This is a genomic window from Oxalobacteraceae sp. CFBP 8761 (genome assembly GCA_014841595.1).
Lineage (GTDB): Bacteria > Pseudomonadota > Gammaproteobacteria > Burkholderiales > Burkholderiaceae_D > Telluria.
The window spans coordinates 1,896,736-1,920,594 of record JACYUE010000001.1 but is presented as its reverse complement, the minus strand read 5'-3'; the positions used below and the strand labels follow the sequence as shown (position 1 = coordinate 1,920,594).

At 64.2% G+C, this 23,859-nt stretch carries 20 protein-coding genes; 8 read left to right on the top strand and 12 right to left on the bottom strand.

Annotated elements, in window-relative coordinates; all coding sequences use genetic code 11:
* Positions 1–231: 231 nt before the first annotated feature.
* Entirely contained in the window at positions 232–1,140 is a 909-nt protein-coding gene (locus IFU00_08475; protein ID MBD8542313.1) for an elongation factor Ts, read from the bottom strand.
* A gap of 139 nt (positions 1,141–1,279) precedes the next feature.
* On the bottom strand, positions 1,280–2,032 hold the full coding sequence (gene rpsB / locus IFU00_08470) for a 30S ribosomal protein S2 (protein MBD8542312.1): 753 nt from the start codon (positions 2,030–2,032) through the stop codon (positions 1,280–1,282).
* A 312-nt stretch (positions 2,033–2,344) separates the two neighbouring features.
* Between rpsB and map the strand changes: the two genes are divergently transcribed.
* From map to IFU00_08455, 3 genes are read left to right on the top strand one after another with little or no spacing between them, the layout of a single operon-like run.
* Positions 2,345–3,205 carry a type I methionyl aminopeptidase gene (gene map / locus IFU00_08465; GenBank protein MBD8542311.1) on the top strand — a complete coding sequence of 287 codons (861 nt, stop codon included), beginning with the start codon at positions 2,345–2,347 and terminating at the stop codon, positions 3,203–3,205.
* A 10-nt stretch (positions 3,206–3,215) separates the two neighbouring features.
* Positions 3,216–5,798, top strand: coding sequence for a [protein-PII] uridylyltransferase (locus tag IFU00_08460; GenBank protein MBD8542310.1), 2,583 nt, complete (start codon positions 3,216–3,218; stop codon positions 5,796–5,798).
* A gap of 30 nt (positions 5,799–5,828) precedes the next feature.
* Positions 5,829–6,575 carry an rRNA pseudouridine synthase gene (locus IFU00_08455; protein MBD8542309.1) on the top strand — a complete coding sequence of 249 codons (747 nt, stop codon included), beginning with the start codon at positions 5,829–5,831 and terminating at the stop codon, positions 6,573–6,575.
* Between the two features lie 269 nt (positions 6,576–6,844).
* On the opposite strand, the gene IFU00_08450 is transcribed toward IFU00_08455, so the two are convergent.
* The 6 genes from IFU00_08450 to IFU00_08425 form a co-directional block, all read right to left on the bottom strand.
* Entirely contained in the window at positions 6,845–7,825 is a 981-nt protein-coding gene (locus IFU00_08450; GenBank protein MBD8542308.1) for an aldo/keto reductase, read from the bottom strand.
* A 69-nt stretch (positions 7,826–7,894) separates the two neighbouring features.
* The gene (locus IFU00_08445; GenBank protein MBD8542307.1) at positions 7,895–9,544 is read right to left on the bottom strand and encodes a response regulator; all 1,650 of its coding nucleotides are present in this window, start codon (positions 9,542–9,544) and stop codon (positions 7,895–7,897) included.
* A gap of 179 nt (positions 9,545–9,723) precedes the next feature.
* Positions 9,724–10,452 (bottom strand): amino acid ABC transporter ATP-binding protein, encoded by a 729-nt coding sequence (locus IFU00_08440; protein MBD8542306.1) that lies wholly within the window; start codon positions 10,450–10,452, stop codon positions 9,724–9,726.
* 20 nt (positions 10,453–10,472) lie between these two features.
* Positions 10,473–11,165 carry an amino acid ABC transporter permease gene (locus IFU00_08435; GenBank protein MBD8542305.1) on the bottom strand — a complete coding sequence of 231 codons (693 nt, stop codon included), beginning with the start codon at positions 11,163–11,165 and terminating at the stop codon, positions 10,473–10,475.
* A 16-nt stretch (positions 11,166–11,181) separates the two neighbouring features.
* The gene (locus IFU00_08430; protein MBD8542304.1) at positions 11,182–11,880 is read right to left on the bottom strand and encodes an amino acid ABC transporter permease; all 699 of its coding nucleotides are present in this window, start codon (positions 11,878–11,880) and stop codon (positions 11,182–11,184) included.
* Between the two features lie 2 nt (positions 11,881–11,882).
* A complete protein-coding gene (locus tag IFU00_08425; protein ID MBD8542303.1) occupies positions 11,883–12,713 on the bottom strand; it encodes a transporter substrate-binding domain-containing protein in 831 nt (276 codons plus the stop codon).
* Between the two features lie 183 nt (positions 12,714–12,896).
* Between IFU00_08425 and xth the strand changes: the two genes are divergently transcribed.
* The 3 genes from xth (at position 12,897) to IFU00_08410 (ending at position 15,027) form a co-directional block, all read left to right on the top strand.
* Positions 12,897–13,679, top strand: coding sequence for an exodeoxyribonuclease III (gene xth, locus IFU00_08420; GenBank protein MBD8542302.1), 783 nt, complete (start codon positions 12,897–12,899; stop codon positions 13,677–13,679).
* Between the two features lie 59 nt (positions 13,680–13,738).
* Complete coding sequence (locus tag IFU00_08415; GenBank protein MBD8542301.1) at positions 13,739–14,314, top strand: hypothetical protein; 576 nt, start codon at positions 13,739–13,741, stop codon at positions 14,312–14,314.
* A gap of 86 nt (positions 14,315–14,400) precedes the next feature.
* Complete coding sequence (locus tag IFU00_08410) at positions 14,401–15,027, top strand: LysE family translocator (protein MBD8542300.1); 627 nt, start codon at positions 14,401–14,403, stop codon at positions 15,025–15,027.
* A gap of 11 nt (positions 15,028–15,038) precedes the next feature.
* Here the strand turns inward: IFU00_08410 and IFU00_08405 are convergent, their stop codons facing one another.
* The 3 genes from IFU00_08405 to IFU00_08395 form a co-directional block, all read right to left on the bottom strand.
* Positions 15,039–16,118, bottom strand: coding sequence for a catalase family protein (locus IFU00_08405; GenBank protein ID MBD8542299.1), 1,080 nt, complete (start codon positions 16,116–16,118; stop codon positions 15,039–15,041).
* A gap of 85 nt (positions 16,119–16,203) precedes the next feature.
* Positions 16,204–18,624, bottom strand: coding sequence for a DUF4968 domain-containing protein (locus IFU00_08400; protein ID MBD8542298.1), 2,421 nt, complete (start codon positions 18,622–18,624; stop codon positions 16,204–16,206).
* 107 nt (positions 18,625–18,731) lie between these two features.
* On the bottom strand, positions 18,732–19,964 hold the full coding sequence (locus IFU00_08395; GenBank protein ID MBD8542297.1) for a hypothetical protein: 1,233 nt from the start codon (positions 19,962–19,964) through the stop codon (positions 18,732–18,734).
* Between the two features lie 203 nt (positions 19,965–20,167).
* Between IFU00_08395 and IFU00_08390 the strand changes: the two genes are divergently transcribed.
* Together IFU00_08390 and IFU00_08385 are read left to right on the top strand one after the other, a co-directional pair.
* Positions 20,168–21,670, top strand: coding sequence for an MFS transporter (locus tag IFU00_08390; protein ID MBD8542296.1), 1,503 nt, complete (start codon positions 20,168–20,170; stop codon positions 21,668–21,670).
* Between the two features lie 45 nt (positions 21,671–21,715).
* Entirely contained in the window at positions 21,716–22,912 is a 1,197-nt protein-coding gene (locus IFU00_08385) for a pyridoxal phosphate-dependent aminotransferase (GenBank protein MBD8542295.1), read from the top strand.
* Positions 22,913–22,925: 13 nt separating this feature from the next.
* On the opposite strand, the gene IFU00_08380 is transcribed toward IFU00_08385, so the two are convergent.
* Positions 22,926–23,843, bottom strand: a complete 918-nt coding sequence (locus tag IFU00_08380; protein ID MBD8542294.1) for a LysR family transcriptional regulator — start codon at positions 23,841–23,843, stop codon at positions 22,926–22,928.
* Positions 23,844–23,859: the final 16 nt, after the last annotated feature.

Below are 23,859 nucleotides of genomic sequence, written 5' to 3'. Positions count from 1 at the left end.
TAAAACGGGTACGGCTTGGGGCGCGCTACGCATGGCGGACGCGACGATTGTTGGCTTTACGCTCATCCGGAATGATAACGGAGGCGCAATATTCATCCTGCAAAACTTACGTTCGGATACCAAACCGAACCGGCTCCGCTTGCTGCCTCATCACCGCGCCGCCAACCATCACCGCGCGGACAGCGAAGCTGTCCGCCCTACAAAAACGGGCCTCACGGCCCGTTTGTTTGATTACTGCTTGTTGGCAGCCATCTGTGCTGCGACTTCAGCTGCGAAGTCGTCGACCTTCTTCTCGATGCCCTCACCCACCACGTACATGGTGAAGCCCTTGACGGTGGTGTTTGCCGCCTTGATCATCTGTTCGATCGACTGCTTGTCGTTCTTGACGAACGCCTGGTTCAGCAGCGAGACTTCTTTCAGGTACTTCTGCACCGAACCGTCGACGCGCTTGGCGACGATGTCAGCCGATTGTGGCTGCTTGCCTTCGGCGACGGCCTTGTCGGCATCTTCCTTGGCTTTCAGTTCAGCAACCGAACGCTCTTTTTCGATCATTTCTGCTGGCACTTGCTCCGACGACAGAGCGACTGGCTTCATGGCAGCGATGTGCATGGCCAGGTCCTTGCCGACTTGCTCGTCTGCACCTTCGAAATCGACGATGACGCCGATACGGGTGCCGTGCAGGTACGATGCCAGCTTGCCGGTGGTTTCGAAACGCTGGAAACGACGCACGGTCATGTTCTCGCCGATCTTGCCGATCAGGGCAGTACGGACGTCGTCGAAGGTACCGCCTTCGTGTGGCAGGGCTGCCAGTGCAGCGACGTCAGCCGGGTTGTTTTCGGCGACAAGGCGTGCTGCCAGGTTGACCATGGCCAGGAAATCATCGTTCTTCGCGACGAAGTCGGTTTCGCTGTTGACTTCGACGAGCGCGCCGACGTTGCCCGAAATATAGGTAGCAACAACGCCTTCAGCGGTCACGCGTGCCGATGCCTTCGATGCCTTGCCGCCCAGCTTGACGCGCAGGATTTCTTCAGCACGACCCATGTCGCCGTCGGCTTCGGTCAGTGCTTTTTTGCATTCCATCATTGGTGCATCGGTCTTGGCGCGCAGTTCGCCAACCATTGCTGCAGTAATAGCTGCCATAGTGTGTTCTCCTAAATGTGTATCCAGGGGTGCAGTCCGCTCAAGTTGAGCGTCCTGCAAGTATTTAGCTTAAAAAAAGGGGGGCTCGACAGTCCGGCGCCCCCTTCTATGTGGCAGCAGGCACATGGCCTGCCATCACTTATGCCTGCTCGGAAACTTCGACGAAGTCGTCGCCGCCGGCTGCCTTGACCATGTCAGCCACTTCGTTGGTCGCGCTGGCGCGGCCTTCGATGATCGCATCGGCAACGCCGCGTGCGTACAGGCTGATGGCTTTCGACGAGTCGTCGTTGCCCGGGATGATGTGGGTGACGCCTTCTGGCGAGTGGTTGGTATCGACGATGCCGATGACCGGGATGCCCAGCTTGCCGGCTTCGGTGATCGTACCTTTGTGGTAGCCGACGTCAACGACGAAGATCGCGTCTGGCACGCCGCCCAGATCCTTGATACCGCCGATCGACTTTTGCAGCTTGATCATTTCGCGCGAGAACATCAGCGCTTCTTTTTTCGACATCTTCTCGACCGAGCCGTCTTCGACCAGGACTTCCATTTCCTTCAGGCGCTTGATCGACGTCTTGATGGTCTTGAAGTTGGTCAGCATGCCGCCGAGCCAGCGCTGGTCGACGTATGGGACGCCGGCGCGTTGCGCTTCAGCTGCGATGATGTCGCGAGCCTGACGCTTGGTACCGACCATCAGGATCGTGCCGCGGTTGGCGGAGATCTGCTTGATGGTTTTCATCGCATCCTGATACATCGCCATGGTTTTTTCCAGGTTGATGATGTGGATCTTGTTGCGATGACCGAAGATGAACGGTGCCATCTTTGGATTCCAGAAACGGGTCTGGTGGCCGAAGTGAATACCGGCTTCCAGCATTTCGCGCATAGTAACGGACATGTAATTCTCCAGGGTTAGGTCTTGAATGTGGCCAGTCACCAAGCAGGCACCCTTTTAGGGCCACATTCGCGATTTCTATCAATTAAAAAACTTTATTTTTACAACGTTGCACGATGTGAATCCGAGCAACCCGAGATTCTAGCGGAATTGTCAGCATTATTCAAGCGTGCAATCGCAGCCCGGCCAGGCAGGCGCCTCCCCTGCCTTACAGCAGTGCCGCGACATCCCTTATAATGGCGGCCATACTGCCCCGACCATTGCCACCCCGGTCGCCGGGCGCTCACCCGATACCACGCAGGATACGACTCTCCTATGGCCACCATCATCAAGACCCTCGAAGAAATCGACGGCATGCGCGTCGCTTGCCGCCTCGGCTCGGAAGTGCTGGACTATATCACTCCGTTCATCAAGCCTGGCATCACCACCGGCGAGCTCGACCGCCTGGCGTACGAGTACATGGTCAACGTGCAAGGCACGATCCCGGCCACGCTCAACTACGCCCCGCCCGGCTACCCGCCGTTCCCGGGCTCGATCTGCGCCTCGCTCAACGACGTGATCTGCCATGGCATCCCGGGCGACCGCGTGCTCAAGAGCGGCGACGCGCTGAACATCGACATCACGCCGATCACGAAGGAAGGTTTCCACGGCGACAACAGCCGCATGTACCTGGTCGGCGAACCGTCGATCATGGCGCGCCGTCTGTCCGAAGTCACCTTCGAGTGCATGTGGCTGGGCATCGCCGCCGTCAAGCCGGGCAAGCACCTGGGTGACATCGGCTACGCGATCCAGCAGCACGCCGAAAAGAACGGCTACAGCGTCGTGCGCGAATTCTGCGGCCACGGCGTGGGCCGCTCGTTCCACGAAGAGCCACAAGTGCTGCACTATGGCCGCCCGGGCACGCTCGAAGTCCTGCAACCCGGCATGATCTTCACGATCGAGCCGATGATCAATGCCGGCAAGCGCGACATCAAGGAAATGCCGGACGGCTGGACGATCAAGACGAAGGACCGCAGCCTGTCGGCGCAGTGGGAACACACGGTGCTGGTCACCGAGACCGGCGTCGAAGTCTTGACGCTGTCGGCCGGCAGCCCGCCACCGCCGGCGATCGCCCTGCCGCTGCTCGGGCCGGACTTTGTCTGGTCGGCGCCTGCCCCTGCTGCCGCAGCGGCATAAGGAGCCGGCCATGGGTCACGCCGAACACCTGGACACCGTCCGCACCACGCTGCGCCAGCGCCTCAAGAATGAGCGCCAGCTCGTGTTCCAGGCATTCCAGGAAGACGGCATGCCCGAAAAACTGCTGCGCAACCTGCGCCAGGTCGTCGATGCGGTACTGATCGATGCCTGGCAGGCGGCCGGCCTGCCCGCCGGCACCGCGCTCGTGGGCGTGGGCGGCTACGGGCGCGGCGAGCTGTTTCCGTATTCCGACGTCGACCTCCTGATCCTGCTGGCCGCCCCGCCGGATGCGATCACGCAGGCGCGCCTCGAAGGCCTGGTCCAGCTGCTATGGGACCTGGGCCTGGAGATCGGCCACAGCATCCGCACGGTCGACGAATGCCTGATCGAATCCGCGGCCGACATCACCGTGCAAACGAGCCTGCTCGAGGCGCGCCTGGTCACCGGCAACGAGCCGCTGTTCGACACGCTGCAGCAGCGCTACCGTGAGGCGCTCGACCCGCAGGCGTTCTTCCGGGCCAAGACGGCCGAGATGCGCCTGCGCCACGCCAAGCACGAATACACGGCCTTCGCGCTCGAACCGAACGTCAAGGAAAGCCCGGGCGCGCTGCGCGACCTGCAGGTGATCATGTGGGTGGCCAAGGCGGCGGGCCTGGCCGACAGCTGGGGCCAGCTTGCCACGCGCGGCATGATCACGCGCATGGAAGCGCGTCAGCTGATGGAAAAGGAAAGCGCCTTCAAGGACATCCGCATCCGCCTGCACCTGCACACCAAGCGGCGCGAAGATCGTCTGGTGTTCGACGTGCAGACGGCGATTGCCAATACGCTGGGCCTGGTCGCCACCGACGATGGCCCGAACGTGCGCCGTCCAAGTGAACTACTGATGCAGCGCTACTACTGGGCCGCCAAGACTGTCACGCAGCTCAACACGATCCTGCTGCAGAATATCGAGGCCCAGCTGTTCCCGCAGCCCGCCGTCGCTTTCCCGATCAGCGCCCACTTCCTGCAGATGGGGAACCTGATCGACATCGCGCAGGACGACACGTTCGAGCAGACGCCCACGGCGATCCTCGAACTGTTCGTCGTGATGACCGAGCGCCACGACATCAAGGGCATGACGGCGCGCGCCACCCGCGCGCTGTGGCATGCCCGCACCCGCATCGACGACGCGTACCGCGCCGATCCGGTCAACAAGGCGCTGTTCCTGCGCGTGCTGCAGGCGCCGCGCGGCATGGTGCACGCGCTGCGCCGCATGAACGAATTCGGCATCCTGGGCCGCTACCTGCCGGCGTTCCGCAAGATCGTCGGGCAGATGCAGCACGACCTGTTCCACGCCTACACGGTCGACCAGCACATCATGATGGTGGTGCGTAACCTGCGCCGCTTCACGATGCCCGAACATGCGCACGAATACCCGTTCTGCAGCCAGCTGATTGCCGACTTCCGCGATCGCTGGGTGCTGTACGTGGCCGCGCTGTTCCACGATATCGCCAAGGGCCGTGGTGGCGACCACTCCAAACTCGGCATGGACGACGCGCGCCAGTTCTGCAGCAGCCATGGCATGACCGAGGCCGACACTGAACTTGTGGTGTTCCTCGTCGAGCAGCACCTGACGATGTCGCAGGTCGCGCAGAAGCAGGACCTGTCCGATCCTGACGTCATCGCGGCGTTTGCTGCGGTGGTCAAGGATGAGCGTCACCTGACGGCGCTGTATCTGCTGACCGTGGCCGACATCCGCGGCACCAGTCCGAAGGTCTGGAATGCATGGAAGGCCAAGCTGCTGGAGGACCTGTACAAGACGACGCTGCGCGTGCTGGGCGGCGAGCCGCATTCGGCCGACCGCGAGCTGCGCGCGCGCCAGAAAGAAGCGCTGGCCACGCTGCGCCTGTTTGGCCTGCCAATCGATGCGCACGAGGCATTGTGGAAGCAGCTGGATGTGGCGTACTTTTTGCGCCACGACGCGTCCGACATCGCCTGGCAGACGCGCGCCCTGCACGACAAGGTCGACAGCGACAAGCCGATCGTGCGCGTGCGCCTGGCGCCGATCGGCGAAGGGCTGCAGGTGGCCGTGTACATCAAGGATCAACCCGACCTGTTCGCGCGCATCTGCAGCTACTTCGACCGCAAGGATTTCTCGATCCTGGACGCCAAGATCCACACGACGCGCCACGGCTATGCGCTCGACAGCTTCATGGTGGCCGACGAACACTTCGCCGGCAGCTACCGCGACATCATCAACCTGATCGAGCACGAACTGAGTGCCCTGCTCGTGTCGCAGGAACCGCTGCCGCCGCCGTGCCGCGGACGCCTGTCGCGCATGTCGCGCACGTTCCCGATCACGCCGACAGTCGAAGTGCGGCCCGATGAACGGGGCCAGTTCCACGTGCTGTCGATCGCTGCCAATGATCGTATGGGCCTGCTGTATGCGGTATCGAGCGTGCTGACGCGCTACCGTATCAACCTGCACACCGCCAAGATCATGACGCTGGGCGAGCGTGTCGAAGACGTGTTCCTCGTCGACGGCCCTGCCCTGAACAACCCGCGCATCCAGGTCCAGCTTGAAACGGATCTGCTCGACGCGCTCAAGATCTGATAACTACTCCTTCAACGAAAAGCTTTGACAATGACCGAACCGCTCCGCCTCTCCAAACGAATGTCCGAACTGGGCCTGTGCTCGCGCCGCGAAGCCGATGAATGGATCGCGCGCGGTTGGGTGCGGGTGGATGGCCAGGTGGTGGCGGAGCTGGGCAGCAAGGTGCTGCCAACGCAGCGCATCACGGTCGAGCGCCAGGCCGCCGCCGAGCAGTCCAAGCGCGTCACGGTGCTGATCCACAAACCGGTCGGCTACGTCAGCGGCCAGGCCGAAGACGGCTACACGCCGGCCGTAGCGCTGATCCGGCCCGAGAACCGCTGGGCCGATGATCCGTCGACGGAGCAGTTCCACCCGACCCAGTTGCGCAGCCTGGTCCCGTGCGGCCGCCTGGACATCGACTCGGTGGGCCTGCTGGTGCTGTCGCAGGATGGCCGCATCGCCAAGCAGCTGATTGGCGAGACGACGTCCATCGAGAAGGAATACCTCGTGCGCGTGGAGTACACGAAGCCGGGCACGCTGCCCGACAGTGAACTCAAGAAGCTCAAGCACGGCCTGTGGATGGACGGCAAACCGCTGCTGCCAGCCAAGGTGCGCTGGCAGAACGAAGACCAGCTGAGCTTCACGCTGAAGGAAGGCCGCAAACGCCAGATCCGGCGCATGTGCGACATGGTGGGGCTGAAGGTGCTAGGCCTGAAGCGCGTACGAATCGGCCGCGTCAAGCTGGGCGACCTGCCCGTGGGTCAATGGCGTTATCTGACGCCGGAAGAAGGTTTCTAAGCCGTAAGATGCAATGCTGGCCGATATCGCGCGGCCAGATCACAACTGCACAGCCGGGGTCAGGTCTGACATTCGGACACGAACTCAGCTGCACAGCCGGGGTCAGGTCTGACATTCGGACACGAACTCAGCCTTAGTCACTTCCTATAGTGTCTTGACCAGCATTAGTATTGCAGTCTGACAGCTACTTCCGACTAACCCGGCTAGCCGACTGCCGAGGCCGTGTCCGAATGTCAGACCTGACCCCGGCTTTTTTTGCTGCAGGCAGGTTATGGCAGCGGCGCGTCCTCGGCCACCAGGCCCTCGGTGCGCAGCGCTTCCCAGAATGCCTTCGGGATCGCCATCTCCATCAACACCGCATTGCGCCGCAGGTGCTCGGGGCTGCTTGCGCCCGGGATCGTCGCGGCGACCACCGGATGGGCCAGGCCGAACTGCAGCGCAGCCGCGGCCAGGTCGACGCCGTGGTCGACCGCGACTTTGCGCAAGCGTTCGCGTTGTGCCAGCTTGCCCGCATCGGCCGGACCGTAATCGTAGTTCGGCCCGCCCGCCAGGAAGCCCGAATTGAATGGCCCGCCGATGACGACCTTTGCGCCGCGCTCGGCGCATAGGGGGAACAGCTCGGCCAGCGGCGTCGTTTCCATCAGCGTGTAGCGCCCGGCCAGCAAAAAGATGTCGGGGTCGGCATCGCGCAGCGCGCGCAGGCAAGGCTCGACCGTGTTGACGCCCAGGCCCCAGGCCTTGATGACGCCCTCCTCGCGCAGCTTCGTCAAACCCTCGAAGGCGCCGTCCGGGCCGGATGCGATCCGGTAGTAGTGGTCGAACTGGTCGCCGAACATGTCGGGCGACAGGTCATGCACGTAGACGATGTCGATGGATGCCAGCGCCATGCGCTGCAGGCTGTCTTCCACCGAACGGCGCGCGCCGTCGGCCGTGTAGTCGATCACCCGCTTGAAGGGCAAGGCGCCGACGAACGGCGCGGCGATTTCGCCCGGGCTGGATGGGACCAGCAGGCGGCCGACCTTGGTCGAGAGCGTGTAGTCGGCGCGCGGGCGGCGGCGCAGTGCGTGCCCGAAGCGGTGTTCGGACAGGCCGGCGCCGTAGTGCGGCGCGGTGTCGAAGTAGCGGATGCCGGCGTCCCATGCGGCGTCGGCGGTCGCCTGGGCTGCTTCGTCGCTGGTGGCGTGGTACATGTCGCCAAAGCCCGTGCCGCCCAGGCCCAGGCGGGTGATCGGTTGATAGCGTTGCGTCATGGTGTGTCCTTTGTGCGTGAATCAGACACAAATTCTGCCTGACGCACGCGGACCCCGTCGCACCGCAGGCTAGCGGCGACGCCGTTCGATCTGCACCAGCGCTGCGCCCAGCACCTCGAGGTCGACCGGCTTGGCGAACAGGTCGTGAAAGCCCGCGGCGCGTGCTTCGGCGCGGTCTTTCTCCTGCGCGTAGCCGGTAACCGCGATCAGGATTGCATGGTCGGTCCCGGGCCTGGCGCGCAGCGCCCGTGCCAGCTCGAACCCATTCATCTCGGGCAGGCCAATATCGAGCAGGCACACGTCCGGCTCGAACGCCGGCAGCGCTTCCAGCGCGGCGCGCGCCGAATGGGCAACCGACACCGTGTGGCCCAGCGTCTCGAGCAGCAGCGCCAGCGTCACGGCGGCGTCTTCGTTGTCGTCCACCACGCCGATGCGCAGCGCGGCCGGATTGCCCTGCGATGCATCCGTCCCAATAGCCGGCGCGGCGGCGCCAGCGCGCGACGACAGCGGCAGCGTGACCCGGAACGTGCTGCCGCAACCCGGGCCGTCGCTGGCGGCAGTCACCTCCCCGCCGTGCAGCTTGAGCAGGCTGCGCACGAGCGCCAGGCCGATGCCCAAGCCGCCCTGGCTGCGATCCAGCCCGCGCGTGCCCTGCGCGAACAGGTCGAACGCGCTGGCGATCAGCTCGGGCGACATGCCGATGCCATCGTCGCGGATCGTCAGGTCGATCAGCGCGCCGCGCGTGGCCATGCGCACCTCGATGCGCCCGCCCTCGAGCGTGTACTTGGCCGCGTTGCTGAGCAAATTGGTCATGACCTGCACCAGGCGCTTGCGGTCGCCCACGACCAGTGCCGGCGTCGGCGCCGCCTCCTGCACCAGCCGGTGGCCGTGCTTCTCGATCAGCGGCCGCACCTGTTCGACCGCGTCGGCCAGAACATCCTTCAGATCGAGTTCGACGAATTCGAGCTCCACCTTGCCGCGCGTGACGCGCGACACGTCGAGCAGGTCGTCAATCAGGGAGGTCATGTGGCCCGCCTGGCGCGCGATGATGTCGGCAGCGCGCTGCACCATGCTTGGCTGGAGCTCGAAATTCGACAGCATCGTGGCGGCAGAGACAATCGGCGCCAGCGGATTACGCAGCTCGTGCGCCAGCATCGCGAGGAATTCATCCTTGCGCTGGTCCGCACGGCGCAGCGCCTCGTTCAGCGCTTCCTGCTCGGCGAGCGCCTGGCGCAGCTCGATCTGGCTCATCACCTGGTGCGCCAATGTCGTCAGCATGAACTGCTGCTGCTCGGTCAACCCTTCCGGCCGCGGTTTCTTGTCGAGCACACACAGGGTCCCGAGCGGCACGCCGTCGCGCGTACGCAGCACGGCGCCGGCATAAAAGCGCAGGCCGCCATCGGCCGTGACGAGCGGATTGCAGCTGAAGCGGGGATCGTTCTGGGTGTCGGTCACGATCATCTGCTCTTGCTGCAGCAGGGCGTGGCGGCAGATCGAGTTATCGAGCGGCATTTCGCGCGTGCCCAGGCCGATCTCCGACTTGAACCACTGGCGTCCGCGCGCGATCAGGTTGACGGCGGCAATCGGGGCATCGAGCAGCTGGCTGACCAGGCGCACCACGTCATCGAACGAGCGTTCCGGCGGCGTATCGAGGATGCCGAAGGAATCGAGGACGGCGAGGCGTGCATCTTCATCGAAGTTGGCAGAATTGGACGTCATCGCGGGAAAGCTTCAAGTGGCACGGTAAAAGGAAGCCGCAATCGGCAAAGGGAAAGGCACAGGGAAAGCATGATCGGCAGGCCCAGACCTGCCTGTCGGCCAGCCATTATAAATACCAAACCGCTGTCCTGCATGTGCATGGCGTCCACGAAACTGTGCATGCCCTCCGTGGCGGGGCGCTAGTTGCGGTTGCGATCGGCGAGGAACTGGATGGCGCGGGGATGCTGCGGGTTGGCGAAGAAGTCGCCGGGCGTGCCCTTCTCGAGGATTTTGCCTTCGGCCATGAACCAGATGCGATCGGCCACGTCGCGCGCAAACCCCATTTCGTGGGTCACGCAGACCATTGTCATCCCTTGTTTTGCCAGCGCGCGCATCACCTGCAGCACCTCGCCCACCATCTCCGGATCGAGCGCGCTGGTCGGCTCGTCGAACAGCATGATCGAAGGCCGCATGGCCAGCGCACGGGCAATCGCTACGCGCTGCTGCTGGCCGCCCGACAGCGCGTCCGGATAGGCGTCGGCCTTGTGGGCCAGGCCCACCTGGTCGAGCAGCGCCATCGCCTGTTCCCTGCCTTCTGCCTTGCTGGCACGCTTCAGCTGCACCGGCGCGAGCATGCAGTTCTCGAGCGCCGTCAGGTGCGGAAACAGGTTGAATTGCTGGAACACGAAGCCAATGCCGGCGCGCAGCGCGTTCACGTCGAAGCCTTTGGCGTGGATGTCGCGCCCGTCGATGGCGATATGGCCACCGTCGATGTCTTCGAGCCGGTTGAGCGTGCGGATCAGCGTCGACTTGCCCGACCCCGATGGCCCGCACACGACCAGGACTTCATTTTTTTCCACGCGCTCGGTGATCCCCACCAGCGCGTGATAGTCACCGTAATACTTGTTGACGTTATCGAGAACGATCATCGTTCGCTTCTTTCAGGAATTCAGTGCGCGCCGACCGGCCGCCGCTGCAGGCGCCGTTCGAGCAGGAAGGCCAGGCGGGACAGGCCGAAGCACAGGATGAAATAGGTCAGCGCCAGGATCAGGTACACCTCCACCGATCGGGTGAACACGAGCGTGTTGATCTGCGTTGCGATGAACGAGACTTCCGACAGGCCGATGATGTAGCCGAGCGAGGTCGCCTTGATCGTCGAGACCAGCTGGTTCACGATCGACGGCAGGCCGTGGCGCAAGGTCTGCGGTAGCACGACATGGCGCAGCGCCTGGCCGTATCCCAGGCCCAGCGAGCGGGCGCTTTCCAGCTGCCCCTTCGGCAGCGCGCGAATGCCCGCTGCCACGATTTCGGCCAGGTACACGCTGTCGAACACCACCAGCACGATCAGCATCGTCATCGCCTGCGAGGTCTTCACGCCGGTCACGGCGGGCAAGAAGAAGTACACCCAGAACAGCACCAGCAGCAGCGGCACGGCGCGCACGAGCTGCACGAACCCGCCCACCGGCAGGCTGATGGCGCGCCGGCGGCTCACGCGCGCAATGCCCAGCATCAGGCCAAGCGGCATGGCCAGCACCAGCGCGGCGCCGGACAGCAGGATGGTCAGCACCAGGCCGCCCAGCGGGCCGTCAGGGTATTGGCCGACCAGGAAGTACAGCCAGTAGGTATCGATCAGTTCCAGCATCGGGACGCTTTCATGGTCAGGCCGCCGTGCGCACCGGATAGCGGCGCTGGAACAGATAGGCTGCCGCTGAAATGAGCAGCGAGACGGTCAGGTAGGCCAGCGTGGCGAAGGTGAACGCTTCGAGGCTGCGAAAGCTCGCCGTCTCGACACGCGCGGCCTGGTACATCATCTCGGCCGCGCCGATCACGGTGGCCACGCTGGTGTCCTTCCACAGATTGACCGTCTGCGACAGCAGCGGCGGCACCGAAGCGCGCAGCGCCTGCGGCAGCAGCACGAGGCGCACCGCCGCGGCGCGCCCCAGGCCCAGCGAACGGGCTGCTTCGAGCTGGGTCGCGGGCACCGCCCGGATACCGCTGCGGATATCCTCGGCCATGTGCACGCCGCTGTAGAGCGTGAGCGCGATGACGGCGCACACCACTTCGGGATTGTTCGCGTACAGGATCTCGCGCAGTCCCTCGGGCAGCAGCTCGGGAAAGGCAAAATACCAGAACAGCAGATGCGCCAGCAGCGGCACGTTGCGGATCGATTCGACGAGCGTGGTGCCGACCGCGCGCAGCAGCCTGGACGTCGAGGTGCGCATCACCGCCACCAGCGCGCCGAACGGCAGCGCGAAGGCGAAGCTGATCACGGTCAGCTGGATCGACAGGATGAAGCCCTGCACCAGCCAGTCGTGGTACTCGCCGGATTGCAGGATGGTCGGATCGAACAGCGCCAAGGTCAGATCTTGTCAGTGCTGATCTTGAAGGTGCGCTTGGCGATATTGGCACGCGTGCCGGGGCCATACCATTTAACGAACAGGTCTTCGGCCGCGCCATTCGCTTCGAGCTCGCGCAGCGCCTGGTCGACGACCGTCTTGAGGCCCGCCTCACCCTTGCGCAGGCCCAGGGCAATCGGCTCGACGCCGATCGACTGCGGCAGGATCACGAAGTCTTTCGCAGCCGGGCCCAGTTTGCCGTAGTCGGCCAGCAGCGACGACTCGTCATTGACGTAGGCCGCGCCCTTGCCCTGGCGCAGTGCCTGGAACGCTTGCTGGGTATTCTCGAAGGTGACGATACTGGCCGTCGGTACGGCCTTCTTCATATTGGTTTCCTGGGTGCCGCCGCGGACGGTGACGACCTTCTTGCCCGCCAGTTGCGGCAGCGCCGTGATGCCGCTGTTCTTGCGCACCATGACCTTCGAACCGGTGACGAAGTGCGTCAGCGCGAAATCGACCTGCGCTTCGCGCTCTTTATTGTGTGTGAGCGTGGCGGCCAGGATGTCGACGTGGCCCTGCTGCAGCTCGGGGATGCGCGCCGACACGGCCAGCTGCTTGAACACGGGCTTGACGCCGATTTTCTTGGCCACGGCCGTGGCGACGTCGATCTCGTAGCCCACCAGCTGGCGCGTCTTGGGGTCGATGAAGCTGTTCGGCTCGTCGGTGCCGAGCACTCCGAACACGATCTGGCCTTTTTTCTTGATATCGGCCAGCTGGTCGGCTTTAGCCAGACCCATGGTGAGCGAACTACCCAGCGCAACGGCGCACAGGATGAGGGAACGGCGGTTGATCATGCAAAATCTCCAGCAACAATATTCGATGATCGAAGTATAGAACAAACACTTATATGAGAAAACGAACAATTCGCCATAAGATAATACTGTTTTGCGTATATGTACCGAAGCGCGCCCAATGAGACGTGCGACTGATTCCACGCAATATTGTCATAATTACCTACTACGAATGCGGAACACCCCATGCTGCTCGCCACCTACAACGTCAACAGTATCAACAGCAGGCTGGACGCCCTCTTGCACTATCTCGAGGAGCGCCAGCCCGACGTCGTGTGCCTGCAAGAGCTCAAGGCGCCGCAAGAGAAATTCCCGATCGCCGCAATCGAAGCGGCCGGCTACCACGCGCTGTGGCAAGGCCAGAAAAGCTGGAATGGCGTCGCGATCGTCACGCGCGAGCCGGCCCAGGAAGTGCAGCGCGGCTTGCCGGGCGACGACGCCGACGAGCAAAGCCGCTACCTCGAGGTGGCCTACCAGGGCATCCTGATCGCCTGCCTGTACCTGCCAAACGGGAATCCGGCGCCCGGCCCCAAATACGACTACAAGCTGGCCTGGATGGAGCGCCTGCGCCTGCGCGGCCTCGAGCTGCTGGCCGCCGGCGTGCCGGCCGTTCTGGCCGGCGACTTCAATGTGATCCCGACCGAGCGCGATGTCTACAAGCCCGAACGCTGGGTCGACGACGCGCTGTTCCGTGATGAGACCCGCGCTGCCTTCGGGCGCCTGATGGAACAGGGCTGGCTCGATTCGCTGCGCGCGCTGCATCCGGACGAGACGATCTACACGTTCTGGGATTACTTCCGCAATGCGTTCGGCCGCGACGCTGGCCTGCGCATCGACCACCTGCTGCTGAGCCCTGCGCTGGCGCCGGCGCTCAAGGCGGCCGGTGTCGACAAATTCATGCGCGGGCGCGAAAAGCCCAGCGACCACACGCCGACCTGGGTTGAACTCGACCTGAGCAAACTCTCCTGAATCAATTCACGACGGCGCCCCAACTAGATGCGCCGCGACCACCACCATAAGGAATCCTCATGAAAAAACTTCTCGTTCTTGCTGCCGCCCTCGCCCTGCCGATCGGCGCGCAAGCTGTCTCGATGCCGGGCTTCTGCGCCAAGGGCATCGGCTCGGCCGAAGCCAAGGTCTGCGGCCATCCCGGCTCCGCCGAATCGGAAGGCCTGATCTACGCAATGTACCGCGCAGCGCTGGAAAAAATCGATGCCGGCGCCGGCAAGACGCTGCAGGAACAGCACACCAAGTGGTGGGACGGCGTCAAGCAATGCGCCGATGCCAAGGACATGACTAGCTGCATCAACAATGCCTATGGCACCCGCGCCATGCAGCTGCAGACCGCCTACAAGGTCACCAAGGCCAAGGGCCCGGTAAAGTACACGTGCAGCGACAAGAGCAAGATCACCGCCTTCTTCCTCGAAACCACGCCAGCGTCGATGGTCGCAGCGCGCAACAAGGAACACGTGCTGCTGCGCGGCGAGCCAAGCGACAACGGCGTCGCCTACGGCAACCGCGGCGAACAGTTCAAGGAACAGAATGGCAAGGTCACCATCAAGTGGGGCGAAAACGCCAAGGAACTGAGCTGCAAGAAGGCGTGATGAGCGCTTGACCCCGCGCCGCGGGATGCTTGACGAAGGGCGAACATGCGCTATGCTGTTCGCCCTTTCTTCATCTTACCGCCACCATGCTTTCGCCCGAACAGCTCTTCGGCTTTCTCGCCGCCGCCATCCTGATCACGCTCTCGCCGGGACCGGATAACCTGATGGTGCTCAGCACCGGCATTGCCAAAGGGCGCCTGCGCGGCGTGGCCTTCGGGCTTGGCTGTGCCTTCGGCTGCCTGAGTCACACGCTGCTGGCCGTCATTGGCGTGAGTGCGCTGATCGCGGCGTCGCCGACGGCGTTCACGGCGCTCAAGGTCGCGGGTGGCCTGTACCTGATCTGGATGGGCTGGGGCGCGATTCGCAGCCGTGGCGGCGCGCGCGTCTCTGGTGAGGGATTGTCGAACGAACCGGCGCGGCGCCTGTTCGCCAAAGGCCTGGTGGCTGCGGCGATCAATCCGAAGGTGGTGCTGTTCTTCCTGTCGTTCCTGCCGCAGTTCGTCGTCGCGGCGCGTGGCGACGCCAATCTGCAGATCGGCGTGCTGGGACTGGTCTTCACGCTGCAGGCGGCCGTGATCTTCGGACTGCTCGGCTACTTCTCGGGCACGATCGGCGGATGGCTGAACCGCACCCCCACGGCAGGCATGTGGCTTGACCGGATCGCGGGGGCAGTGTTCATCGGACTGGGCCTGCGCTTGATCGTGGCCCGGTAGTCACAGCATCGTTATGCCGATGGCTCGTGAATCGGGCAGCGGTTGAACTCCGAGCGGAATTCGCGCGAGGTGGCCATCACCTGGCGCCGCGCGCGGTTCACCGACCCGAGCGGGCGGTGTTCGACGAGGCAGTTCCACTGATCGTAGGCGATTTCGTCTTCCAGCTTTTCCAGCGACGCGTCCCAGCTCGTTTGCGGCTCCAGGCGCACGCGCGCCACGGCGATGAACGGGCTCAGTTCCTGTGGCCACTCGACCGAGGCATCCTCGATCGGCATCTTCTCGACGTCGACGTTCAGCTGCACACGCAGTTCCCACTCGCCGCCCTGCGACGCAAAGTGCGAACCGATCGCGTGGCGCTGCGCGTCGTCCTCGGTCTTGATCGATGCGCCATCAAGCGCCAGCAGTTCAGGCGCGACCGGCGCCAGCGACAGCTTGGCCATGTACTGGCCATACAGGTACGGCGTCTGGCTGAAGTAGGTTTCGCCCAGCGGATGGTGCTGCGGCTCGCCGCCCAGCGCCTTGAGCATGCCGCTCTCGCCACCGACCGCCTCTAGCGCATTTTCGGCGGTGCGCAGCACCGCAGAGATGATCTTCTTGCCGGTTTCGGATGCGTTGGTGGTCGCTGCCAGCATCTTCACGCTCTTGAGGAACCCCTGCGGATCGGGCGCCGAGAACACCGGACCGTTCACCATCAGGAAGTCCTGCGAGTTGCCGCTCTTGGCCGTGTCGAAGCGCTCGCCCGGCACGTTCAGCACCTTCATCGCCACGGCGCGGTGGGTCGAAACGCCATCCGGCAGCTGCTCGGCCGGTGGCGACGACCATCGCAGCAGTACGTCATAGGTACCGGCCTTGCCGAACAGGCCCTGGGCCAGTTGCGGCGGCAGGTTGTCCAGCACGGTCAGTTTGCCGCGCACCAGGGCGTGGCCCTTGGCGTGGACGGCGCGGCTGGCGTGGCCCTCAGCGTCTGCCACCTTCTTGGCCATGTTGGCAAACACGGTTTGAAGGGCGTGGATGGTCTCGGATTCGTCGAGGCCGACGTGTTCGAACTCGCTGCGAAACACGAGGGGATTGGCTGGTGCGGTGGTCGTCATGGGTGGCTCCTGAAATGAAGCACCCAATGTAGCGAATTTCGGCAACCTGCGATGTTCGCCAGACCACCGTCCCTGCCACGCGCCGTTACAGCGTGACCACCACTTGCGCCGCCTGGCCCGCCTTCGCCGCGACCGGCACTTCCAGCAGGTGCTGCTGGGCGTTGAACACGAAGCGCACGGCGCGCCCGTCCACCGTCACCGCCCGCGGCTTGGCCGCCACATTGTGCACCTTGAGCGAAAAGCCCCTTGGGACGGCGGTCATCGCCTTGCCGGTTTCGGTGGCAAAACCGATCTCGAGCTGCGCCTTGCCGTCTGCGTCAGCCAGCTTGCTGGTGAAGCGCACGATCTCGTACTTGCCCGCAGCGAAGGCGCCAGCCGTCTCGCCATCGTCGTCATACAGCTTGCCGCTGGACGTCTTGACCGAGGCATCGTGGTAGTAGTGCAGGTCAATGTGACGGCCAGTGTAATCGCGCGTGGTCTGTACCACCTTCGCCATCGGCACGAAGGCGCCGGCGCGCACGTAGACCGGGATGTTGGCATCGACCGGGCGCACGGTTTCGAGAATGCCGCCCTTGTGCGCCTGGCCCGTATGGAAGTCGAACCACACGCTGCCCGTGGTCGGGAAGTACACCTCGGCGCGCGTGGCACCCGGCTTGACGATCGGCGTGACGAGGAAATCCGGGCCCCACAGATAGGTCGACGAGCGCTCGATCGGCTGGGCCGGATCGGTTTCGACGAACATCAGGGGGCGCATCAAAGGCATGCCGGTCTGCTGGTTGTCGAACGCGATCGTGTAGTTATACGGCAGCATCGCGTAGCGCAACCACACGGCTTCGCGCGCCAGCACCTTGGTGCGCTCCGAGCGCAGCACCGGTTCGGACGCCACCGCCTCTTGCGCATGCGGGCGGAAGATCGGCTGGAACACGCCGTACTGCAGCCAGCGCACGTACAGTTCGTCGTCGAGCACTGCGCCGGCAAAGCCGCCCAGGTCCGAGTGCATGTAGGCCAGGCCCTGCATGCCCATCTGCAGCGAGATTTCCATCTGCGACTGCAGGCCGCCCCAGCTGCGGCTGACGTCACCCGACCACGGGATCATGCCGAAGCGCTGCGAGCCCGAGTAACCTGCGCGCATCAGGATGAACGGGCGCTCGGCCGGGAATTCACGCCCGTAGCCTTCGGCGATCAGGCGCGCCCAGTCGTGGCCATAGATATTGTGGACCTGGTCCGCCGTGCCGGTGCCGTGCACCAGGTTCGACGGATGCAGCTCCGGCTCGCCCAGGTCGCCCCACCAGCCCGTGACGCCGCCCTTTTTCAGGTCGCGGTAGATGTTCCACCACCAGTCGCGCCCTTCCTGTTTGTACAGGTCGATCAGGCCCGTGTTACCGAAGTAGAAGTCATACGTGGCCGGCTTGCCTTTGCCGTCCAGCGCCAGCACGTTCTTGTCGACGGCTTCCTGCCAGCGCCTGGACGTGGTCAAGACGAACGGCTCGGTGATGACGACCGTCTTGACGCCCTTGGCCTTGAAGTCGGCCATCATTTTCTCGGCGTACGGGAACGTGTCGCGATCCCAGTCCATATTGCCCATCGTGCCCTGCACCGTCTTGCCGAACCAGTACAGGTCGAGCACGACCGCGTCGAGCGGAATCTTCTCTTGCGCGAACTTGTCGACGATGGCGCGCGTCTCGGCCTCGGTCTTGTAGCCGAAGCGGCTGGCGAAGTTGCCGAAGGCCCAGCGCGGCGGCAGCGGCTGGCGGCCCGTCAGGTCAGTGTAGCCGGTCATGACGGCGTCCCAGGTGTCGCCTGCGACGACCTGGTACGTTTTGCGCCCGCCGATGACTTCATAGCGCAGCGTACCGTCCTTGCGGCTGTCGAAATCGAGCCAGCCGACCTGCGGATTGTCGAAGTGGATCGCGTATTTTTTCGACGACAGCGCCACCGGAATCGTGAAGTTGAGCAGTTCGGAGCGTTCGGCGTAGCCGTAGTCGGCCTTGTTGTACAGACGCAGGCGGTTGCCGCGCCGGTTCATGCCGAGCGCACGCGCCCCGCCACCGTACAGCGCTTCGCCGTCGTCCAGTCCGAATTCGATGGTGTCCATGCCGTCGACGCGGCCAAAGCCACGCTTCTCGGCCACGAGCGGCTTGCCCTTGTACGTATAAGCGATGCGAAACGGCTTGCGCTCGACCGTGACCGCGATGCCGTCGGTCGCGTAGGTGATGCGCGCGCCGTCGTCCTTGAAGGTCGCCGGGGCCTGGACCGGGGCCAGGATCACCGCATGCGATGCCGGGTCCAGCTGTTCGCCGTTCGGGATGAAGGTGGTCTCGACGATCGCGCTCGAATACGGCTTGATCAGGTAGCGCCCGTCGGCCGTCGCGATCTCGAGTGTGTTGCCGTTCTGCGTGACGCTCTTGAACTGGCGCTCGACGTTCTGCGCAAATGCGAACGTGCTGGTGGCCAGTGGGAGTGCGGTGATGCACAGGGCAAGGCGGGCGATCGTGGCTGTTGTCATGGCGTGGTTGTCGTTATGTCAGGTTGTGCGGCTGCAGCCGAAGCATGACAGAATTCGGCCGCCACCAACAGCCTTGCCCTACATGAAACCTGAAGACCGGTCGCCCACTAGCGGGTACCGAGCGTCAGCAGCATCAGGCGGCCCTGGCCATCGGCGCGCTCGTTGGTCACGACGATGATGCGGCCTTCCGGATCCTGGCTCAGCGCCGACACCGACGGCGTCGAGAATTCGTCGTCGGTCTTCTTGTCGAAGCCCGGCACCAGCGCCGAGATGTCCTTCCACGAGTTGCCGCTGTCCTCCGACCACGCCAGATAAGGTCGGCCATGCAGTTTGTCGAAGCCGCCGATGACCAGCGTACCCGGCTTGTCGCGCAGCGGCAGGAAGGCGCCGATGTACGGATAGCTTTTGGCGCTCGTCAGCGGCTCGCGCAGTACGAACCGGAAGCTGCGGCCATCATCGAGGCTGCGCAGCAGGCCGCCTTCGACACCGACGTAGACGATCTCGGTGCCCGGCACCGATTCGATGAACTGGACATTGCGGTTTTCCAGCTCGGGCAAGGTCAGTGGCAGCTTGGCGTCGCCGGCCAGCGCGCCGCCGTCTGCGGTGAGGCGATAGGCCTCGACGAAGGCCATGTCGAGCGGGCATTCGCCGCCGACCAGCACGCGGTCGCCCAGCACGTGGAACTTGGTCGCGTAGCACATCTGCGAATCCTTCGAGCCCCGGATCACCTGCCAGGTCGTGCCACCGTCGCTTGACGTGAGCAGGTTGTTGCCGCCGCCCGCGTTGCTGTACAGCCGGTTGCCGGCCAGTTTCAGGTCCTGCATGGACAGCGTTTCGCAGAAGTAGTCGTTGCAGGTGCGCAGATCCTGGTCGCGCGGCGCGAAGCTGGCAGCTGTTGGACCCAATGTGCAGGTCGAGTGTTCGTTGCTGGTCTCGGGCGTATCTGCCCACGGCTGCATCAGCCACACGTCATGCCCTACCAGCTTGATCTTCGGCGAACGCCCGATGAAGTCGCCAATGGGCGCCATGGCGCATGCGCCCAGCGCCACCGGGCGCCAGTTCGAGGCGGCAGTCAGGGGCAGCGCGGTGCGCAGGACGGCCGAGCCTTCGGTCGCGCTGTTGGCCAGCGACAGGTAGGCGCTGTCGCCCCGGAACACGACCGTGTCCATCGCGCGCGCGGTCGACGACAGCAGTTCGAGCTTTGTTGCGACCGGCGTGACGGCCACTGGTGGCGGGAGCGGCAGCGCCGGGTTGTCCGAGCCGCCGCAAGCGGTGACGAAGGCGCCGAGCAGCAATGCGCAGGCGATGCGGACGGCCATGGGCCTGGTGTGGTCAATCATGCGAGTCTTTCGGATCTTGTGGATGTTGTCAGTGCGCGATTCTAGGCAATCACCGGCGCTCGCTTGCGGGTTTATTGTCCGTCGACTGTCGTGAAACTGTAAGCACCGCGCAGTGCCCCGACGATGCGTCTTTCACCCAAATCGCATAGAATCGTCGGATTTTGCGCGCCGGCCTGACCGGGGCGCAGTCGCAGAGGATTTGTATGGACACGACACTCGGGCGCCCGGTCAGCCAGACCCGCTCATTCGCCACGATCGCGCTGATCGAGTTGTGGGAGCGCTTCGGCTACTACGGCATGCAGGCGCTGATCGTCTACTTCATGGTGCAGCGCCTGGGATTCGACGACACCCGCGCGACGCTCGTATGGGGTGCAGCCGCCGCACTGATCTACGTCGCACCGGCGATCGGCGGCTGGATCGGCGACAAGGTGCTCGGCACGCGCCGCTCGATGGTGATCGGCGCCATCATCCTGTCGCTCGGCTACGCGCTGATGGGCATCCCGACGACCAATACCTGGCTGACGTTTTCGGCGTTGGGCGTGATCGTCGTCGGCAATGGCCTGTTCAAGCCCAATACCGCGAACCTGGTGCGCAAGATCTACGAAGGCAACGACTCGAAGATCGACAGCGCCTTCACCATCTACTACATGGCCGTCAATGTCGGCTCCACGGTCTCGATGCTGGCCACGCCGGCCATCAAGGACTACGTCAACGCCAACTACGCCGGTGAACTGGGCTGGCACGTGGCGTTCGCATTCTGCAGCGTGGGTCTGTGGGTGGGCCTCATCACCGTGGGCCTGTTGCGCCGTACGATCGGGCATATCGGTTCGCCCCCGGACAACTTGCCGCTCAACTGGGGCAAGCTCGCGCTGGTGCTGGGCGGCGGCGTTCTGGCGGTGATTGCATCGGCCTTCATCCTCGAATACGGCTGGCTCGCGCGCCTGTTCGTGTACCTGGCGGGCCTCGTCGTGCTGGGCATCTTCATCCACCTGATCCGTACCAGCCAGACCAGCGAACGCTCGGGCCTCGTCGCCGCGCTCGTGCTGACGCTGCAGACGGTGTTCTTCTTCATCTTCTACCAGCAGATGTCGACGTCGCTGTCACTGTTCGCGCTGCGGAATGTCGACCTGGACTTCAGCCTGTTCGGCAACCACCTGTTCACCTGGTCGCCGGCGCAGTTCCAGGCGCTCAACGCCATCTGGATCATGCTGCTCAGCCCCGTGCTGGCCTGGGTTTACACGCGCGCCAGCAATGCCGGGCGCGACCTGTCGATCGCCGCCAAGTTCGCGCTGGGCTTTGCCGTCGTCGCGGCGGGCTTCTTCACATACGGCTTCGCCGGCGCCTTCGCGGTCAACGGCCTGACGTCGTCGTGGATCATGATCGCGGGCTACGGCCTGTATTCGCTGGGCGAACTGCTGGTGAGCGGCCTCGGACTGGCGATGATCGCGCGCTACGTGCCGGCACGGATGGGCGGCTTCATGATGGGCGCCTACTTCGTTGCGGTCGGCATTTCGCAATACCTGGGCGGCCTGGTGGCCACGATGGCCAGCGTGCCGCAAGGGATGACCGACCCGCTGCAAACGCTGCCGATCTACACAAGCCTGTTCAACAAGCTGGGGCTGGCCGCCATCGCCTGCACGCTGATCGCGCTGGCCGCACTGCCACTGATGCGCCGCCTGACGGCTGAGCACCACACGCACCGCTAGCGTTCTTGTAAGATGGCCGGATTGTTCTTTTCCGATCCGGCCATCATGTCTTCCAATTCCCTCGACACCAATCTGCAGGTCGCACAGCGCGTGCACGCCATCGAACCGTTTCGCGTCATGGAGATGGTCAAGGCCGCCGCGCTGCTGCGGCGCGCGGGCCACGACATCATCAGCATGAGCGTCGGCGAGCCCGATTTCACGGCGCCCGACATCGTCGCCGATGCGGCCGTGGCCGCGATCCGCGGCGGCGTCACCCAATACACCGAGTCGCTCGGCCTGCCCGAGCTGCGCACCGCCATCTCGGGCCACTACGCGGCCACACAGGGCCTGACCATCGATCCACGCCGCATCGTCATCACCGCTGGCGCCTCGGCCGGCCTGCTGCTGGCCTGCGCCGCGCTGGTCGGCCAGGGCGACGAGGTCCTGATGCCCGATCCCTCGTACCCGTGCAACCGCCATTTTGTGACCAGCTTCGGCGGCACGCCGATCCTGGTGCCCTCCTCGTTCGAGGACCGCTACCAGCTCGGCGCGCACCATGTGCACGAGCGCTGGACGGCGCGCACGCGCGGCGTGCTGGTGGCCTCGCCCTCCAACCCCACGGGCACGTCGATGACACCGGCGCAGCTGCGCGACATGCTCGCTGCCGTGCGCACACGGGGCGGCTTTGCCATCGTCGACGAGATTTACCAGGGTCTGTCGTACGACCACGTGCCGGTCAGCGCGCTGGCGCTGGACCCGGATGTCATCACCGTGAACAGCTTCTCGAAATACTTCAACATGACCGGCTGGCGCCTTGGCTGGCTCGTGGTGCCCGACAGCCTGGTGCCCGTGTTCGAAAAGCTGGCCCAGAACCTGTTCATCTGCGCGCCGACGATCGCCCAGCATGCGGCGCTGGCCTGCTTCCAGCCCGAAGCGCTGGCGATCTTCGAAGCACGCCGCCAGGAATTCCAGCGCCGCCGCGACTATCTGGTGCCCGCCTTGCGCGAGCTTGGGTTCGGGGTGCCGGTGATGCCCGACGGTGCGTTCTATGTGTACGCCGACATCAGCGCGCTCGACCATCCGCTGCGCGGCGACAGTGCGGCGCTGAGCATGGCGCTGCTCAATGACGCGCACGTGGCGATCGTGCCGGGGGACGATTTTGGTGTAGCGGCTCCTGCGCAGCATGTGCGCTTTTCGTATGCGACGAAATATGAGCGGATCGAGGAAGCGGTGGCGCGGCTGGCGCGGCAGCTGGGGCGCTGAAGGCCCGGCACCGTCAACCCTCGGACACCGGCGATGCTGCGACCAGGTCGATGAAGGCGCGCAACGGCGCCGGCATGCGTCGGCTCGGGAAATACAGCTTGGGGCCATCGAATCGTTGCCACCACGTTGTCAGGACAGGTTCGAGACTGCCGTTCTCGAAATACGGATCGAGCCAGTTCCTGAAAGTGCAGATCAATCCATGCCCGGCACGCGCCAGTTCGATAGCGGCAGCAGCTGCATCGACGCCGATGATCAATCGGCTCGCAGGATCGACGGTGATTTTTTCGCCATCGCGCTCGAAGTCCCAGGCAGTGAGCGCGCCGCTGGCAAAACGCAGGCGCACGCACTGGTGTCCCATGACGTCGCGGGGATGCCCGGGGTGGCCATGCGCCCGCAGATACGCTGGCGCCGCGGCCAGCGCCAGCTCCTGGTAGCGCGGCCCGATGGGCACCGCAATCATGTCCTTCGCAAGATGTTCGGGATAGCGGATGCCGGCAGCACAACCCTGGGCAATCGTATCCGTCAGCCGGTCGTCCACGACCAGCTCCACGCGCACTGCAGGGTGCGCGGCTAGAAAGCGGTCGATCAACGGCGGCAGGATATCGACCATGACCGAACCGGCCACATTCAGTTTCAGCAATCCGCTCACTGACGTCGACGCGGCGCTGAGCTCTTGCAGGGCAGCGCGCGTCTGGGATAACAAGGGGCCCAAGCGGGCTTCCAGCTCGCGCCCTGCTTCGGTTGGCGTCACGCTGCGCGTGTTTCGGGTCAGGAGGGGCAAGCCAAGCTGCTTTTCCAGACGCGTGATGGTGTCGCTGACATTCGACGGGGCCAGTCCCAGCCGTTTGGCGGCGGCGCGGAATCCCTTCGCATCGCACACCGCAATAAATACGGCAAGATCGTCCAGGGATGGCTCGCGATTGTTCTTCATGGCGATCAGTCTATTC

Coding starts and splice junctions, on each gene's coding strand:
- IFU00_08475 (MBD8542313.1), bottom strand. CDS start 1,140: ATGGCAGCTATTACTGCAGCAATGGTTGGCGAACTGCGCGCCAAGACC.
- rpsB (MBD8542312.1), bottom strand. CDS start 2,032: ATGTCCGTTACTATGCGCGAAATGCTGGAAGCCGGTATTCACTTCGGC.
- map (MBD8542311.1), top strand. CDS start 2,345: ATGGCCACCATCATCAAGACCCTCGAAGAAATCGACGGCATGCGCGTC.
- IFU00_08460 (MBD8542310.1), top strand. CDS start 3,216: ATGGGTCACGCCGAACACCTGGACACCGTCCGCACCACGCTGCGCCAG.
- IFU00_08455 (MBD8542309.1), top strand. CDS start 5,829: ATGACCGAACCGCTCCGCCTCTCCAAACGAATGTCCGAACTGGGCCTG.
- IFU00_08450 (MBD8542308.1), bottom strand. CDS start 7,825: ATGACGCAACGCTATCAACCGATCACCCGCCTGGGCCTGGGCGGCACG.
- IFU00_08445 (MBD8542307.1), bottom strand. CDS start 9,544: ATGACGTCCAATTCTGCCAACTTCGATGAAGATGCACGCCTCGCCGTC.
- IFU00_08440 (MBD8542306.1), bottom strand. CDS start 10,452: ATGATCGTTCTCGATAACGTCAACAAGTATTACGGTGACTATCACGCG.
- IFU00_08435 (MBD8542305.1), bottom strand. CDS start 11,165: ATGCTGGAACTGATCGATACCTACTGGCTGTACTTCCTGGTCGGCCAA.
- IFU00_08425 (MBD8542303.1), bottom strand. CDS start 12,713: ATGATCAACCGCCGTTCCCTCATCCTGTGCGCCGTTGCGCTGGGTAGT.
- xth (MBD8542302.1), top strand. CDS start 12,897: ATGCTGCTCGCCACCTACAACGTCAACAGTATCAACAGCAGGCTGGAC.
- IFU00_08415 (MBD8542301.1), top strand. CDS start 13,739: ATGAAAAAACTTCTCGTTCTTGCTGCCGCCCTCGCCCTGCCGATCGGC.
- IFU00_08410 (MBD8542300.1), top strand. CDS start 14,401: ATGCTTTCGCCCGAACAGCTCTTCGGCTTTCTCGCCGCCGCCATCCTG.
- IFU00_08405 (MBD8542299.1), bottom strand. CDS start 16,118: ATGACGACCACCGCACCAGCCAATCCCCTCGTGTTTCGCAGCGAGTTC.
- IFU00_08400 (MBD8542298.1), bottom strand. CDS start 18,624: ATGACAACAGCCACGATCGCCCGCCTTGCCCTGTGCATCACCGCACTC.
- IFU00_08395 (MBD8542297.1), bottom strand. CDS start 19,964: ATGATTGACCACACCAGGCCCATGGCCGTCCGCATCGCCTGCGCATTG.
- IFU00_08390 (MBD8542296.1), top strand. CDS start 20,168: ATGGACACGACACTCGGGCGCCCGGTCAGCCAGACCCGCTCATTCGCC.
- IFU00_08385 (MBD8542295.1), top strand. CDS start 21,716: ATGTCTTCCAATTCCCTCGACACCAATCTGCAGGTCGCACAGCGCGTG.
- IFU00_08380 (MBD8542294.1), bottom strand. CDS start 23,843: ATGAAGAACAATCGCGAGCCATCCCTGGACGATCTTGCCGTATTTATT.